The organism is Thermomonas carbonis (genome assembly GCF_014396975.1).
Classification (GTDB): Bacteria; Pseudomonadota; Gammaproteobacteria; order Xanthomonadales; family Xanthomonadaceae; genus Thermomonas; species Thermomonas carbonis.
In genome coordinates this window covers 896,113-912,045 of the sequence record NZ_CP060719.1, presented here as the reverse complement: position 1 = coordinate 912,045, position 15,933 = coordinate 896,113, and the positions used below count along the sequence as shown (strand labels likewise).

At 66.6% G+C, this 15,933-nt stretch carries 14 protein-coding genes and 1 pseudogene; 11 read left to right on the top strand and 4 right to left on the bottom strand.

The features are described from left to right. Positions 1-28: 28 nt before the first annotated feature. A complete protein-coding gene (locus H9L16_RS04265) occupies positions 29-1,045 on the top strand; it encodes a 3-oxoacyl-ACP synthase III (protein ID WP_187553329.1) in 1,017 nt (338 codons plus the stop codon). A 205-nt stretch (positions 1,046-1,250) separates the two neighbouring features. Here the strand turns inward: H9L16_RS04265 and H9L16_RS04260 are convergent, their stop codons facing one another. Further along, positions 1,251-2,525 (bottom strand): sensor histidine kinase, encoded by a 1,275-nt coding sequence (locus tag H9L16_RS04260; protein WP_187553328.1) that lies wholly within the window; start codon positions 2,523-2,525, stop codon positions 1,251-1,253. Next, positions 2,525-3,217 (bottom strand): response regulator transcription factor, encoded by a 693-nt coding sequence (locus H9L16_RS04255; RefSeq protein WP_187553327.1) that lies wholly within the window; start codon positions 3,215-3,217, stop codon positions 2,525-2,527. The genes H9L16_RS04260 and H9L16_RS04255 overlap by 1 nt, the downstream gene beginning before the upstream one ends. 176 nt (positions 3,218-3,393) lie before the next feature. On the opposite strand from H9L16_RS04255, the gene H9L16_RS04250 reads away from it, so the two are divergent. Next, entirely contained in the window at positions 3,394-4,089 is a 696-nt protein-coding gene (locus tag H9L16_RS04250; RefSeq protein WP_187553326.1) for a phosphatase PAP2 family protein, read from the top strand. Positions 4,090-4,157: 68 nt separating this feature from the next. After that, positions 4,158-5,738 (top strand): phosphoethanolamine transferase, encoded by a 1,581-nt coding sequence (locus H9L16_RS04245; protein WP_229796540.1) that lies wholly within the window; start codon positions 4,158-4,160, stop codon positions 5,736-5,738. A 46-nt stretch (positions 5,739-5,784) separates the two neighbouring features. On the opposite strand, the gene H9L16_RS04240 is transcribed toward H9L16_RS04245, so the two are convergent. Beyond that, complete coding sequence (locus tag H9L16_RS04240) at positions 5,785-6,699, bottom strand: AEC family transporter (RefSeq protein ID WP_187554044.1); 915 nt, start codon at positions 6,697-6,699, stop codon at positions 5,785-5,787. A 112-nt stretch (positions 6,700-6,811) separates the two neighbouring features. Here H9L16_RS04240 and H9L16_RS04235 point away from each other — a divergent pair, with 112 nt between their 5' ends. Both H9L16_RS04235 and H9L16_RS04230 read left to right on the top strand, forming a co-directional pair. Continuing rightward, complete coding sequence (locus tag H9L16_RS04235) at positions 6,812-7,741, top strand: alpha/beta fold hydrolase (protein WP_187553324.1); 930 nt, start codon at positions 6,812-6,814, stop codon at positions 7,739-7,741. After that, complete coding sequence (locus tag H9L16_RS04230) at positions 7,741-8,424, top strand: phospholipase D-like domain-containing protein (protein WP_187553323.1); 684 nt, start codon at positions 7,741-7,743, stop codon at positions 8,422-8,424. The genes H9L16_RS04235 and H9L16_RS04230 overlap by 1 nt, the downstream gene beginning before the upstream one ends. A 6-nt stretch (positions 8,425-8,430) precedes the next feature. On the opposite strand, the gene H9L16_RS04225 is transcribed toward H9L16_RS04230, so the two are convergent. Beyond that, the gene (locus H9L16_RS04225) at positions 8,431-8,820 is read right to left on the bottom strand and encodes a YkgJ family cysteine cluster protein (RefSeq protein ID WP_187553322.1); all 390 of its coding nucleotides are present in this window, start codon (positions 8,818-8,820) and stop codon (positions 8,431-8,433) included. Positions 8,821-8,846: 26 nt separating this feature from the next. Between H9L16_RS04225 and oleC the strand changes: the two genes are divergently transcribed. The 6 genes and pseudogenes from oleC (at position 8,847) to H9L16_RS04195 (ending at position 15,910) form a co-directional block, all read left to right on the top strand. Further along, positions 8,847-10,511: an olefin beta-lactone synthetase gene (gene oleC / locus H9L16_RS04220; RefSeq protein WP_187553321.1), complete on the top strand. Its 1,665-nt coding sequence runs from the start codon at positions 8,847-8,849 to the stop codon at positions 10,509-10,511. Further along, positions 10,421-11,502 (top strand): annotated as a pseudogene (gene oleD, locus H9L16_RS04215) (2-alkyl-3-oxoalkanoate reductase). The gene oleC and the pseudogene oleD overlap by 91 nt, the downstream one beginning before the upstream one ends. Positions 11,503-11,664: 162 nt before the next feature. Then, positions 11,665-12,303: a ubiquinone biosynthesis accessory factor UbiJ gene (locus tag H9L16_RS04210; protein WP_187553320.1), complete on the top strand. Its 639-nt coding sequence runs from the start codon at positions 11,665-11,667 to the stop codon at positions 12,301-12,303. Beyond that, complete coding sequence (gene ubiB, locus H9L16_RS04205) at positions 12,300-13,952, top strand: ubiquinone biosynthesis regulatory protein kinase UbiB (protein ID WP_187553319.1); 1,653 nt, start codon at positions 12,300-12,302, stop codon at positions 13,950-13,952. Before H9L16_RS04210 ends, ubiB begins: the two co-directional genes overlap by 4 nt. Before the next feature lie 3 nt (positions 13,953-13,955). Then, positions 13,956-14,846 carry a helix-turn-helix domain-containing protein gene (locus H9L16_RS04200; protein ID WP_187553318.1) on the top strand — a complete coding sequence of 297 codons (891 nt, stop codon included), beginning with the start codon at positions 13,956-13,958 and terminating at the stop codon, positions 14,844-14,846. Next, positions 14,843-15,910, top strand: a complete 1,068-nt coding sequence (locus tag H9L16_RS04195; RefSeq protein WP_187553317.1) for a serine hydrolase domain-containing protein — start codon at positions 14,843-14,845, stop codon at positions 15,908-15,910. Before H9L16_RS04200 ends, H9L16_RS04195 begins: the two co-directional genes overlap by 4 nt. The last annotated feature ends 23 nt before the right edge of the window (positions 15,911-15,933 follow it).

The following is a 15,933-nucleotide window of genomic DNA, read 5'->3' as shown; positions in this document are numbered from 1 at the left end:
CGTCTCCGCGTCCCTGAAGTCCGCGCCCATGCTGTTCCAACACGTTGCCATCGCCGGCCTGGCCCATATCGATGCTCCGCGCCGCCTGACCTCGGTTGAGATCAACGCACGCCTTCGCCCCACCATGGACCGCCTCGGCATCAAGACCGACGTGCTCGGCGAGATCGCCGGCATCCATTCGCGCTTCCTGTGGGAAGACAACGTGCTGGCCTCCGACGTGGCCACGCTGGCCGGGATCAAGGCGCTGGCCGATGCCGGCATCGACCCGGACAAGGTCGGCCTGCTGGTGAATACCTCGGTCAGTCGCGATTACCTGGAGCCGTCCACGGCGTCCATCGTCAGCGGCAACCTGGGGCTGTCGGATCTCTGCCAGAACTTCGACGTGGCCAACGCCTGCCTCGCCTTCATCAACGGCATGGACATCGCCAGCCGGATGATCGAGCGCGGCGAGATCGAATACGCGCTGATCGTCGATGGCGAAACCGCCAACCTCGCCTACGAGAAGACCCTCGAGCGCCTGGGCCGCGACGACGCCACCGAAGAGCAGTTCCGCAACGAACTGGCCACCCTGACCCTGGGCTCCGGCGCCGCCGCGATGGTGCTGGCCCGCGCCGAGCTGGTCCCGGGCGCGCCGCGTTACAAGGGAGGCGTCACCCGCGCCGCGACCGAGTGGAACAAGCTGTGCCGCGGCAACCTGGACGGCATGGTCACCGATACCCGCCTGCTGCTGATCGAAGGCGTCAAGCTGGCGCAGAAGACCTTCATCGCCGCCAAGCATGCGCTGGGTTGGGTTTCCGAGGAGCTCGACCAGTTCGTCATCCACCAGGTCAGCAAGGTCCACACCGCCGCTTTCACCAAGGCGATCGGCATCGATCCGCGCAAGGTGCTGACCATCTTCGGCGAACATGGCAACATCGGGCCGGCATCGGTGCCGATCGTGCTGTCGAAGCTGCGCGAGATGGGTCGCCTGAAGAAGGGTGATCGGGTTGCCCTGCTGGGGATTGGTTCGGGGCTGAATTGCTCGATGGCGGAAGTGGTCTGGTAAGAGCGGCCGCTCGATACAGATAGTTTCTGCAAATTTCTTTCGTTACCGCCGGGCTTCCGGGCACTTAAGAAAACAAGTGCTGTTTATCTTCCTTGCGGTGGTCAACACGCCGCCTAAGGAAAAAACAGCTGCCAATCCGCAGTATCCGCAAGGTAACGACGGGGAGGTATTCGCGGTTCTTCCGCTGCGCGTAGCGGCTGGCTCGCTAGCGCTTGAATTGCAGCGTGGCGATGGTGCCGCGGGGCGAGTCCGGGCGCAGTTCCAGGTGCCAGCCGACGTGTTCGCACAGGCGCGCGATCAACTCCAGTCCGATGCCCGAGTCGGCAAGACGCCCGCTGTCGCGCGCCATGCGTGTGTATAGCGCGCTGATCTGTTCGGGACTCATGCCATGGCCGGGGTCGCGGATGACCACGGTGGCGTCCTGCAACCGAATGTCGATCACGCCTGTGTCGCTGTTCTCGATGGCGTTGCGCAGCAGATTGCCCACGGCTGCGCGAACGATCCCTGCGGGTGCGTGGATCTCGCAGTGTGGCGATGTCGTCAGCTGCAGTTGCAGCGACTTGCCTGCGGTGAGGTACTGATGGTCTTCGACGATCTGCGCCAACAGCGTGTCCATCGACAACGCCTGGCTGTTCCTGGTCAGCCGTTCGGGATCCTTGGCCAACGCCAGCAGCAGTTCGATCAGTTGCTCCATCTCCCGCGCGCTGCGCTGGATCCGCTGCAACTGGAGCCGGCTCATGGTCGGGTCGGCATCCGCCTGCAAGGCCAATTGGGCAGCGCCGTTGATCACCGCCACGGGCGTGCGCAACTCGTGGCTGGCGGTATTGACGAAGGTGCGCTCGCGCTCGACGAATTGCGCATTGCGTTGCAGGTAATCGTTGAACGCATCGGCGATCACCTGCAGCTCGGAACCGGCATTCGGCTCCAGCTCGATCCGTTCCAGGCCATCTTCCGGACGAATGCCGCCGATCCGCTCGGCCAGTTGTTGCAAGGGGCCCAACAGGCGGCGGACACCGAACACCGCCGCCACGCTGACCGCCAGCAGCAACAGGACAGCGGCCAGCAGGGTCAGCAGTTCGAAGCCTGATTCCTCGATCTCGAACTGCTCGATATCCATCACCAGGGCGTAGCGGATACCGGCGTCGTCGTGAACCATCGCCACATGGTTGGTGCCAGCGACGAGAATGTCGTCGTGCAGCCCCGGCTTCAGCCCGCGCAACTCGACGGGCAGGTCGGGATCGTCCGCACCGACATGGATGACGAAGCCTGCGGTTTCGTCCCAGTGGTAGCCGGGGTTGTTTCTGCTGCGTTGGATGAAATGGTCCAGTTCCGCCATCAGCATCGAACGCCAGACGATGCGCTCGACATACTCGATGACCACCGTGCCCTGCGCTATCACCGCGACGGTCAGCGCAAGCGCGAACGCCAGCAGCCACAGCACGATGCGATGGTGCAGGCTGTGCGGCTGGCGCAGTGGCATCAGTGGCCGTCCGGGGTGGTGGTGCGGGCCAGGCGATAGCCCACGCGCGGGACGGTCTGGATCAGCTTCACATCGAAGGGGCCATCCACTTCGCGGCGCAGTTCGTAGATGTGCGAACGGAGCATGTCGCCGTCCGGTGGCTGCTCACCCCACAGCGCCTGTTCGAGCCGCTCGCGGGGCACCACCGCGGGGCTGGCGCGCATCAGCACCTCCAGCAATTTGCGACCGGCGGGAAACAGGCGAACCGGTTTGCCACCGCGCCGGGCCTCCAGGATGGACAGGTCGAGCTGCAGGTCTTCCACCTGCAGCAGGCGGCTGTGCCCGCGCCCTTGCCGGCGTGCCTGCAGGGCTTCCAGTCGCAACTCCAGTTCCTGAAACTCGAACGGTTTGGTCAGGTAGTCGTCGGTACCGGCGCGGAAGCCGGTGACCTTGTCGGACAGCTCGTCGCGCGCGGTCAGCATGATGACCGGCAGCTCGCTGTGGAGATCTTCGCGAAGCTTGCGCAGCACCTCGGGGCCGCTCATCCGCGGCAGCATCCAGTCCAGGATCAGCGCATCGTAGGACTGCGTCAGCGCAAGATGCAGGCCGGTGATGCCGTCCGGGGCGGCATCCAGCACGTGGCCACGGGGTTCGAAATAGGCAAACAGGTTGGCGACCAGGTTGCGGTTGTCTTCGATGACCAGCAAGCGCATGCAGTACCCCGGAGAACCGCCGAATCGCAGATTGTGCGGCGGAGAATGTCGGAGTTTCGTTGCCCGCAGGTTAACCGGATTCTTGCGGGGTTCCGATGGCGTTCCGACATGTTCGCGACGGCCTTCCGACCTCCAGGCGACCGGCTTCCGACGCGCCGGCGCGGAATCTGTGCGGCATGTCCAGTCATGTCCGCGTTTCCATCGGTGTGCAGCGCTTCTCCGAGTCGCAATGGCCGCTCGTCGCGCTGCTGCTGGCGTCGGTGCTGTTGATCGGCCTGCGCGGCGATCTGTGGTGGACCGACCGGTTGTATGCATGGGAAGGCGGGCGCTGGTCGCTGCAATCGCACTGGCTGGTCGAATCGGTCCTGCATGTCGGCGCGCGGCGGGTATCGGCGCTGGCCTGGCTCGCGGTGCTGCTGGCTTGGCTGGTGTCACTGGTCCGGCCGGCGTGGCGAGCTTGGCGCCTGCCACTGGGCTATCTGGCATTGGCGGTGCTGCTGGCCACAAGTCTGGTGTCGTTGTTGAAATCGATCAGCCCGCTGGACTGCCCCTGGGACCTGGCACGCTATGGCGGCACCCATGCGTGGCACGACCTGCTGAGCCCCGGCGTCGGCATGCCGGGGCATTGTTTTCCGGCCGGCCATGCCAGTGCCGGCTATGCATGGCTGGCGCTGTTCTTTTTCTTCTCCACTGTCAGGCCGGCCCGGCGTCATGCCGGGTTGTTGATCGGGTTGGGTGCCGGGCTGGTCTTCGGCCTTGCTCAACAGCTGCGCGGAGCGCACTTCCTTTCGCATGACTTGTTCGCTGCTGCGATCTGCTGGTGCGTGGCGCAGGGTCTGTACCAGCGGATGCTTGCGCAGGACATGGCATGAGCAGCGTGCCGTGGCGTCTCCCGGGCGTCATCCCTGCGGTTCGGCAATCCGGATCACGCTGGCCACGGATGACCGTCGAAATGCTGGTGTTGCTGGCCAGTGTCTTTTTTGCGCTCACGGCCAACCTGTCGTTCTGGTCAGCCGCGCTTCCTCGCGGCATGGGTCAGTGGCGGTTGGCGCTGGCGCTGCTGCCCCTGCTGCTCGGCGCGCATGGCCTGCTGCTGGGGCTGCTGCTGCACGGGCGCTGGGCCAAGCCCGCGCTGGTGATGCTGCTGTCCGTGACAGCCGGCACCACGTACTACATGCAGTCGTATGGCGTCTATCTGGATGCGGACATGCTGCGCAACGTGCTGCATACGGACTGGGCCGAATCGCGCGAGTTGCTGACCTGGAGGCTTGGCCAGCACATGCTGTTGCTTGCCGGCTTGCCGAGTCTTCTGGTCTGGCGACTGCAACTGCTGCGCCGGCCGCTGCTGCAGGGCGCGATGGTGCGCGCCGGCTTTCTGCTGGTGATGTGGGTGCTGATGATGGTGGGGGCGGCGGTGGCCTTCAAGGATCTTTCGGCGCTCATGCGCAACCAGCGTGAAGTGCGCTATCTGGTCACGCCTGCGAACTATCTGTACGGCCTTGCCCATCTTGCCTTCGCCAATCCTGCCGCCAGCGATGCGCCGTTGCTGCCAGTGGCCGAAGACGCCCGCCAGCTGCCGTCGGCAGCCACCCGCAAACCGCGCCTGCTGGTGCTGGTGGTGGGGGAAACCGTGCGGGCGCAAAACTGGGGCCTGAACGGCTATGCACGCCAGACCACACCCCAGCTGCAGCGCCTCGATGCGGTCAACTTCCGCAGCGTCCAGGCCTGCGGCAGCAGCACCGAAGTGTCGCTGCCCTGCATGTTCTCGCCGTTCGGGCGCAGCCTGTACGACGAGGGGAAAATCCGCAGTCACGAGTCCTTGCTGCATGTCCTCGACCGCGTCGGCGTGGATGTCCTGTGGCGCGACAACCAGAGCGGCTGCAAGGGCGTGTGCCGTGGCCTGCCCTTCGAGTCGGTCGCCGACGCCGGGGATCCCGCGCTGTGCGACGGCCTGCGCTGCCTGGATGAAGTCCTGCTCAAGGATCTGCCTGCAGGCCAGGCGCAAGGTGGCGACCGGATCCTCGTCCTGCACATGCTGGGCAATCACGGCCCAAGCTATTTCCAGCGTTACCCCGCGCGCTTCCGCCAGTTCGTGCCGACCTGCGACACCGCCGAGCTGGGTGACTGCAAGCGCGAGGAGGTCACCAACGCCTACGACAACGCCATCCTCTACACCGACCATGTGCTGGCGACGGCCATCGAGCGTCTGCACCGGATCGATGGCTACGACACCGCGCTGCTATACGTCTCCGATCACGGTGAATCGCTCGGCGAAAACGGCCTGTATCTGCACGGCATGCCGTATCCCATCGCGCCGAAGGAGCAGTTGCGGGTGCCGATGCTGATGTGGTTCTCGCCCGGATTCGCTGCAGACACCGGGCTGGACCTGAAGTGCCTGCGAACGCGTGCCGGCCGTCCCGCCAGCCACGACGACCTGTTTTCCACCGTGCTTGGCGTGTTCGACGTGCATACCACCGCGCGCATGCCGACACGTGACCTGCTGGCGGGCTGTCGCGGATGAGGCCGACAACCGGAAACGGGTGGGCGGCTGCCGCTGCTGAATATGATCAGCCCCAGCGCTGCAATACCCATGCCCACGCCGGCAGCGTCACCAGCGACAGCAAGATCCCGTAACCCACCAGCGCTGCCGCCAGCCGTGGAGCGAGCTGATGCGAGATCGCCAGCGCAGCGGCGGTGATCATGCTCGGCATCGCGGACTCCAGCACGTTCGCCTGCAGCATCGCGCCCTGCAGGCCGAAGGCCAGCGACAGCGGCAAGGCGAGCGCCGGCAATACGATCAGGCGCAACACCAGCCCCACCGCGAGCGGCTTCACTTCGTCGCGCGGCAGCTTGAGCTGGATGGTCAGGCCGACCGCCAGCATCACCAGCGGCAGCAGCGCATCGGCCAGCCGTTGCAGGCCGCCGGCGATCCACGTGGGCGGTTCGGCCGGCATCACGGTCAAGCCCAGCAGCAGTGCCCACAGCGGCGGGAAGCGGAGCATGCGCATGAGTACCGTGCGCAGGGTCGGCGGAGCGTCGCCGCCGTAGCGGGCGAGCACGTACAGGCCGAAGGTCGAGAGCAGCACGAAGATGCCGAACTGGTCGTAGACCACGGCGTACGGCAGCGCGTGTTCGCCCAGCAGCGCGTGGACCATCGGATAGCCGATGAAGCTGCTGTTGCCCAGCGCCACGCACAGCAGCAGGACCGCATGTTCGTCGCGGCGGAAATGCAGGCAGCGGCTGGCCAGGGTGACCAGGCCGACGGTGGCCGCGGCCAGCAGCCAGGGCGTGGCGGCGATGCCCAGCAGGGACGCGTCCATGTGCAGCCGCGGCACGTAGGTCAGCACCGCCGCCGGCAGGCAAACCAGCAGGACGATGCGGTTGAGGACTTCGCCGGCGTTGTCCGGCAGCACGCGCAGGCGCGCGAACAGCATGCCGATGCCGAGCATGGTCAGGATCAGGGCGAATGCGTCGAAGGCCATGCGGGGATTCTCGCCGTGCCAGCGGTGGCTTGCCATCGGCAATTGGTCGAGATGGCCCGCGCCGGTATCCTGTGCGGCCACGCGGCCCGCCCCGCGCAGGATCCAGCCGCGCATGCATTTCCCCGACTACCCCTTCGCCCCGCAACGCTTCGAAGTGCGACCCGGCATCGCCATGTCGTACCTCGACGAAGGTCCGCGCGACGGTGAGGTGATCGTCATGCTCCACGGCAATCCGTCGTGGAGTTTCTACTGGCGGCACCTGGTCAACGGCTTGCGTGATCGCTACCGCTGCATCGTGCCCGACCATGTCGGCATGGGCCTGTCGGATCGGCCGGACGATGCGGCTTCGGCATCGCCGAATTACGATTACACCCTGCAATCGCGGATCGACGACTTCGATGGATTGCTCAAGCACGTGGGCGTGAGCGGGCCGGTGACGCTGGCAGTGCACGACTGGGGCGGGATGATCGGCTTCGGCTGGGCGCTGCGCGATCCGTCGCGGGTGAAGCGGCTGGTGATCACCAACACCGCGTCGTTCCCGTTGCCCGCCAGCAAGCGTTTCCCGAGGCGGCTGGCGATGGGTCGCGATTCGCGCCCGGGCGGCTGGCTGATCCGCCGCTTCAACCTGTTTGCGCGCGGCGCGGCGTGGTTCGGCACCACCCGGTCGCTGCCGAAGGACGTGCGTGCCGCGTATGCCGGCATCTACGACGGCTGGAACCAGGCGATCAGCACCCTGCGCTTCATGCAGGACATCCCGCTGGATGCCGGCGACCGGGCGATGCCGATCGTTCAGGCGGCCGCCAGGGCCTTGCCGGGCTACGCGGATCGTCCGGCCTTCATCGGCTGGGGCCTGCGCGATTTCGTGTTCGACAAACATTTCCTGGCCGGCTTCCGCAAGGCCTTGCCGCGTGCGATGGTGAGCGAGTTCGAGGATGCCGGGCACTACGTGCTGGAAGACAAGCATGAGGTGCTGGTACCGGCGATTCGCCGGTTTCTCGACAGGCACCCGCTGGATGCGCATCCGCTGGCGGGTGATGCGTGATGGATTTCGAAGCGCTGGATCGCAGCCTGCGCGAATCCGCGCAGGACTTCACCCTGGACGCGGACGAAAAGCTGCAACTGCGCGAACTCGGCGTGCAGCTGGATGCGGGGCGGGTGCGCTTCCTGCGCAACCGCGCGTTCGACATCGCCCGCGAGGTCATGCTGGCCACGCCCGCGGAAACACTGGACGTGTTGCGCTGGCTGGAACAGGTGGTGAAGACACTGGATGCCGCGAACGCGGCTGCGCCGGTGGTATCGAGCTCGTATTTCTCGCCGGGCGACACCTGCCTGCGCCGGCTGCGCGACCTGATGCGCGGCTGCAAGCAGATGCTGGACATCTGCGTGTTCACCATCGCCGACGATCGCCTGACCGACGCGATCCTGGAATGCCATGCGCGCGGCGTGCAGGTGCGCGTGGTCAGCGACAACGACAAGCAGCACGACAGCGGCAGCGACATCGCCCGCCTGCGCGACCATGGCGTGCCGGTGCGGCTGGATGGCGCGCCGTACCACATGCACCACAAGTTCGCCTTGGTCGATGGACGCCTGCTGGCCAACGGCAGTTTCAACTGGACCCGCAGCGCGACCGACAAGAACGACGAGAACCTGGTGGTCACCGACGACGCCAACCTGGTGCGCGTGTTCGGCCTGCAGTTCGAGAAACTCTGGCAGCAGTTCGGCTGAGGCCGCTCAGGCGGCGGGCAAGGGATTCTTCTCGCTCTCGTCCACATCGATCCAATCCGCCGGCGTGAGCATGGGCAAGCCATGCGCCAGCCGCGACTTGTCGCATTGCGCACTGGCCGCGCCGAATTCCCAGCTCGCCGGCACCAGTGCGCATGCCGAGGGCCGGCGGTCGTGGATGGTGCAACGGCTGTAGCGGCCGATGTCGGCATCCAGCGCGATGCAGCGCGGGTTTTTCTGCGAGGTGCCGCGCATCACCCGCTCATGCGTGCGCAGCGGATCCGTCAGTTCGAAAGGGACCTGGCCGCCCAGTGCGGGATCGGCTTCCGACCAGTGGAAACTGACCCGGAAGAACGCGCAGCAGGCACCGCAGGTGAGGCAGGGATGTTCGGCGGGCATGCGCCATTGTCGGCGACAATGCGCGCATGAGCGAGACGCAATCCGAGACCTGCAACATCGCCGCCGCGCTGCCGCGGCTCGCCCGCGAGCGCCCCGAACAGGTCGCGATGCGTTGCCCCGGTCGCAATGGCCGATACGACGTTGCCCTGACCTATGCGCAGCTGGACGCGCGCAGCGACGCCATCGCCGCCGGGCTGGCGAAGCGCGGCATCGTCCGCGGCACGCGCACGGTGGTGATGGTGCGGCCCACGCCGGAGTTCTTCCTGTTGATGTTCGCGTTGTTCAAGGCCGGCGCGGTGCCGGTGCTGGTCGATCCCGGCATCGACAAGCGCGCGCTGAAGCAATGCCTGGACGAAGCAAAACCCGAGGCCTTCATCGGCATCCCGCTGGCGATGATGGCGAGGGCCCTGCTGGGATGGGCACGATCCGCGCGCGTGCGCATCACCACCGGCACACGCGCATGGCTGGCCGATGCCACGCTGGCCGATGTCGAGCGCGACGGTGCCAACGCGCCACCGCAACTGGCGGGCACCCAGCCGGACGACGTGGCCGGCATCCTGTTCACCAGCGGCAGTACCGGCGTGCCCAAGGGCGTGGTCTATCGGCACCGGCATTTCGTTGCGCAGATCGAGATGTTGCGCACGGCGTTCGGGATCGCGCCCGGCGGCATCGACCTGCCCACGTTCCCGCCGTTCGCCTTGTTCGATCCCGCGCTGGGACTGACCTCGATCATTCCCGACATGGATCCGACCAAGCCCGCGCTTGCCGATCCGCGCAAATTGCATGCGGCCATCGCGCGTTTCGGCATCACCCAGTTGTTCGGTTCCCCTGCATTGATGCAGGTGCTGGCCACGCATGGCGAAAAGCTGCCCACGGTGAAGCGCGTCACCAGCGCCGGCGCACCGGTGCCGCCTGCGGTCGTGCAGCGCATGTTCGAACTTCTGCCGGCCGATGCGCAGTTGTGGACGCCGTATGGCGCCACCGAATGCCTGCCGGTCGCGGTCATCGAAGGTCGCGAACTGCTGACGCTGCGCGCACGCACCGAAACCGGTGCCGGCACGTGCGTGGGCCGTCCCGTCGCAGGTAATACGGTGCGCATCATCCGCATCAGCGATGACGCGATTGCAGGATGGGACGACGCCTTGCTGGTCGGTGCGGGGCAGGTCGGCGAGATCACCGTGGCCGGCCCCAGCGCGACCGACAGCTACTTCAACCGCGACGCGCAGACTGCGCTGGCGAAGATCCGCGAGCGCTTGCCCGACGGCTGCGAGCGCATCGTCCACCGCATGGGCGACCTGGGCTGGTGCGATGGCGAAGGCCGGCTGTGGTTCTGCGGACGCAAGTCGCAGCGCGTCGTCGTCGACGACCTCACCACACTGTGCACCGAACAGGTCGAGCCGGTGTTCAACACGCATCCGTCGGTGTTGCGCAGTGCACTGGTCGGGATCGGGCCGAAGGGCAATCAGACGCCGGTGCTGGTATACGAACTCAAACCCGGCGTGTCCGTCGATATCGCGGAGATCAACGACGAACTGCGCCACATCGGCGAAGGCTTCGTGCACACCGCGAAAGTGAAGGCGTTCCTGCGTTACCCGAAAGCATTCCCCGTCGATATCCGCCACAACGCCAAGATCGGGCGGGAGAAGCTGGCGGTCTGGGCGGCGAAGCAGCCATTGAAGGACAGCGAATGAAGATCCTCGTGACCGGCGGTGGCGGTTTCCTCGGGCAAGCCTTGTGCCGCGGCCTGGTCGGCCGTGGGCATGAGCTCACCAGTTTCAATCGCGGTCACTACCCCGCACTGGACACAATCGGTGTGAGGCAGGTCGCCGGTGATCTCGCCGATCGCGAAGCAGTGCTGGCCGCATTCGCGGGCGGGTTCGGTGCGGTGTTCCACAACGCCGCGAAAGCCGGTGCCTGGGGCAGCTACGACAGCTACCACCGGGCCAACGTGGTCGGCACCCAGAACGTACTCGATGCCTGTCGCGCGCACGGCATCGGCAAGCTGATCTACACCTCCACGCCCAGCGTCACCCATCGCGCCACCCATCCAGTCGAAGGCGGCACCGCCGAGACCGTGCCATACGGCGAACATTTCCAGGCGCATTACGCCACCACCAAGACCATCGCCGAGAAAACCGTGCTCGGGGCGAATAATGCGAGCCTGGCGACCATCGCGTTGCGCCCGCGACTGATCTGGGGCCGGGCGACAACCAGATCCTGCCGCGATTGGTGGAGCGTGCGAACGCCGGGCGGCTGCGCATCGTCGGCAGTGGCGACAACAAGGTCGACACCACCTTCATCGACAACGCCGCGCAGGCGCATTTCGATGCGCTCGAGCACCTCGCCCCGGGCGCGGCTTGTGCGGGCAAGGCCTACTTCATCAGCAACGGCGAGCCATGGCCGATGCGCGACGTGCTCAATGGCCTGCTGCGCGCGGCCGGTGCGCCCGAAGTCCACAAGCACCTGCCATTCGGCGTGGCGTACGCGGTCGGCATTGCCTGCGAAGGCTTGTGGACGGTCCTGCCGCTGAAGGGTGAGCCGCCGATGACGCGGTTCCTTGCCGAACAGCTGTCGACATCGCACTGGTATTCGATGGCGCCGGCCACCCGCGATTTTGGTTACGTGCCGAAGGTGACGATGGCGGAAGGGCTGGAACGCTTGAAGGCTTCGTTTCGCTCTTGAGTTCGGCGTCGTTCACATCGCCACACAGGTAGCCCTCTGGCCGGCCGGTATGTGCAGAGCGGGCCATGGAGGGCCCGCGGCCGCGACTCAGTCGTGGATGACTGGACGGAGCGGCTGCGCATACCGGCCGGCCAGAGGGCGGGGCAAAGCTACAATGCCCGCATGACCGAAACGCCCTTCAACTGGAAGCAACCTGCGGGCAAGGCGCTGGAAGTGGCGCTGAACCGCGCGCTGTCCCTGGACGCTGAAACCCAGGCCGCGCTGCGCGGGCTCGACGGCCAGCGCGTTGCGCTGCAGCTGACCTCGCCGCCGATGGCCTTGCAGGTGCGGGTGGAAGGCGAGGCGCTCCGCGTCGGCCCCGTCGATGCCGGGCAGGAACCCGACCTCGGCGTGCGAACCACGCTGGCCGGCTTGCTTGGCCAGATTCCGATGTTCCGTCGCGACGACGCACCGCCGGTCGGCAAGTTGCGCATCGAGGGCGATGCCGAACTTGCGCGTCGCCTGCAGCAACTGGCGCAACGCTTCGATCCCGACTGGGCGCTGCCGTTCACCCGCGTGTTCGGCGACGTGCTGGGCGTGCAGATTGCGAAAGCGGTGTCGGCCGGGTTGAAGCAGGCACAAGTGGTGGGCAAGAACCTGGCGGAGACCGCCGCCGAATTCGTCACCGAGGAAAGCCGCGACGTGGTGCCGCGCGCCGAGCTCGATGCCTTCCACGACGATGTCGACGCGCTGCGCGACGACGTCGAACGCATCGCCGCGAAAATCGCGCGCGTGCGCCGCGAACGCGGGCTGGACGCATGAAGTCCGCCCTGCGCGCAGTGCGAATCGGCCGGGTGCTGCTGCGCTATCGGCTGGACGATCTGCTGGACGACACCCCGGCCGAGCGCTGGCTGAAACTGGCGCGGCCGTTCGTGCCACGGGCATCGCCCCGGGTCGCCTTGTTGTCGCGCGGCGAACGCCTGCGCCTGGCGCTGCAGGAGCTCGGTCCGATCTTCGTCAAGTTCGGGCAGATCCTGTCGACCCGGCGCGACCTGGTGCCGCCGGACATCGCCGAGGAACTGACCCAGTTGCAGGATCGCGTTGCGTCCTTCGATGGCGACGTGGCGCGCACGTTGGTGGAAACGGAACTCGGTCGCGGCATCGCCGAGGCCTACGAGACCTTCGACACCACGCCGCTGGCCTCGGCCAGCATTGCGCAGGTGCACGCGGCGACCCTGCATGGCGGCCGCGAGGTCGTGGTGAAGGTGTTGCGCCCCGGGATCCGCAGGCAGATCGCCGGCGACATCGCCTTGCTCAACAGCGTGGCCGCGATCGTCGACCGCACCCATCCGCGCGCCGACAAGATCCGCCCGCGCGAGATCGTCGCCGAGATCGAAACCACCCTCGCCGCCGAGCTCGACCTGCAGCGCGAGGCCGGCAACGCCAGCCTGCTGCGCCGCAACTGGACCGATTCGCCCGACCTGTACGTGCCCGAGGTGATCTGGTCCCACACCGCCGAGCGTGCGATGACGATGGAGCGCGTGCGCGGCATCCCGTCCGACGACATCGCCGCGCTCGACGCCGCCGGCATCGATCGCAAGGCGCTGGCGGCGAAGGGTGTGCGCGTCTTCTACCAGCAGGTGTTCCGCGACAATTTCTTCCATGCCGATGCGCACGCCGGCAACATCTGGGTGGATGCCACGCGCAAGCAGAACCCGCGCTTCATCGCCCTGGATTTCGGGATCATGGGCCAGCTGTCCAGTGAAGATCAGTACTACCTCGCCGAGAACTTCATGGCGATCTTCAACCGCGATTACCGCCGCATCGCCGAGCTGCATGTGCAGGCCGGCTGGATGCCGTCCTACATCCGGATCGACGAACTGGAAGCCGCCGCGCGTGCGGTCTGCGAACCGTATTTCACTCGCCCGCTCAGCGAGATTTCGCTGGCGGAAGTGCTGGTCAAATTGTTCCGCACCGCGCAGCGCTACGAACTGACCCTGCAACCGCAATTGATCCTGCTGCAGAAGACCCTGCTCAACATCGAGGGCGTGGGCCGCCAGCTGGATCCGGAGATCGACATCTGGGCGGTGGCGAAGCCGGTGCTGGAAAAAATCCTGGTCGAGCGCTACAGCCCGCAGCGGCTTGCCGGCGAATTCCGCAAGCGCCTGCCGGAAATGATCACCCGCGCGCCGGATGTGCCGCGGCTCTTGCACGCCTGGCTGCAGCAGCAGGTCGAGGGCAAGCATGAATTGGCGATGCGCTCGCAGGATATTCGCGACATCACGCAGACGCTGGGCGCGCTGCAGAAGCGCGTGGTCGCGGCGATCCTGGGCGTTGGCCTGCTGATCGTCGCTGCAGTGCTGTACGCGCTGGAGGCCGGTGGCCCGCAGCTGATTGGCGTGCCGGTGGCGACCTGGGTTGCCGGTGTGGGCGGTGCATGGGCCTTGCTGGCGGCGTGGCCACGGCGCTGATCGATGCGTTTCGCGGCGGGCCAGTTCCTGGGGGATCGGCAGACGCGTCGCCGGTTCTCCGGCATCGAGCTGGCCGACATGCGCCCGACCGTGCCGCGCCAAGACGTGCACACGCACACGCATGACGAAGCGCACCTGCTGGTGCTGCATCGCGGTGCCTACCTGAGCAGCGCACGCGCAATGCCCGAGGTTTGCGTTGAACCGGTCGTACTCCTGAATCCGCCGGGCACGCATCATCGCGATTGTTTTCATTCGCTCGATGACGCGCGCTTCCTGACCGTGTCACTGGACAGTGCGTTGTGGACACAGGCGACCGCCGGTGCCGCCGTGCCATCGCATGCAACGCGATTGCCGGCGCTGGCATTGCCGGAGGCGTATCGCCTGTGGCGGCAGCTGATCGACTTCGACGACACCTCGGTACTCGCGATCGAAGCGGAAGTGCAGGCGTTGCTGGCGCGCAGCGCCGGCATCAGCGACGCGGCAGCCGAGGCATCCGGCAGCGCGTGGCTGGTGCGTGCGCGTGCGCGCTTGGAGGACGATGTGGGCAACGTGCCGGGCGTGGCGGAACTGGCCCGCGAGGCCGGCCTGCACCCGGTGTATTTCGCCCGTGCGTTCCGCCGCGCGCATGGCTGCTCTCCCGGCGATTACCTGCGACAACGCCGCGTGGAGCTGGCCATTGCGGGGCTGTGTGGCGGCACGCAACCGTTGGCCGAGGTGGCCGGCGCGTGCGGTTTCGCCGACCAGAGCCACATGAGCCATGCGCTGCAACGTGCGGTTGGCCTCAGTCCGTTGCAATTGCGGCGCTTGAGTCGGCTGCAGGTTGCGAATCTGCAAGAACGGCGTCGCCGTCGCGCGCAGGCTGTCGTCTTCGCTCAACGAGAATCTCCCGCATGATCCGTCGCCTGCTGTTCGTCGCCATCGCACTCGCCGTCGCTCCGGCACTCGCCGCCAACGACCCGCGCTTCGATCCGGTCGACAAATCCATCCGCGCCGGCGAGTACAAGCAGGTCACCAGCGTGCTGGTCGCGCGCGATGGCAAGCTGGTGTACGAGGCCTATTTCGACGAAGGCGGCGCGCAGGCGCGTCGCAACACGCGCTCGGCGACCAAGACCGTGGCCGGCATGCTCGCCGGCATCGCCATCGCCGATGGCAAGTTGAGCGGGGCGCAGGCACCGATCATGCCGCTGCTGCGCGACAAGCTGCCGCTGCAGAATCCCGATCCGCGCAAGGACGCGATCACCGTCGAGGACCTGATGACGATGTCCTCGCTGCTGGAATGCGACGACGAGAACCAGTTCTCGCGCGGCAACGAGGAGCGCATGTACCTGGTCGAGGATTGGGTGCAGTTCTATCTCGACCTGCCGATCCAGGGCTTCCCGGCATGGATGCCGAAGCCGAAGGATTCACCGCATGGGCGCAACTTCCGCTATTGCACCGCCGGCTCGACCACGCTCGGTGCGGTGATCCAGTCGGCCGTCGGCGAGCCGCTGCAGGACTACGCGCAGCGCAAGCTGTTCGCGCCGCTCGGGATCGAGGCACCGGAATGGCAGTTCTCGCCGGTGGGCATCGCCCAGACCGGCGGCGGCCTGGGCCTGCGCAGCCGCGACTTGCTCGCGCTGGGCCAGCTCTACCTGGACGGCGGCGTGCACGACGGCAAGCGGATCGTGCCGGCGGCGTGGGTGGCGGCCTCGGTGGTGGCGCACGCGAAGGCCAACGACGACATGGACTACGGCTACCTGTGGTGGCTGATGCGCTGGCCGGTGGGGCAGTCGACGTGGCGGTCGTATTCGATGAACGGCAGCGGCGGCAACAGCGTGCAAGTGTTCCCCGGACAGCGCGTCGTGGTGGTGGTGACCACCACCAACTACAACGAGCGCCAGCCGCACCAGATCACCGCAAAGCTGTTGCAGCAGGTGTTGCCGTTGCTAGGCGATGCCAAGGCCGTGCCGGCGAAGTGATTGTGTAACCGCATGGGCAGCGG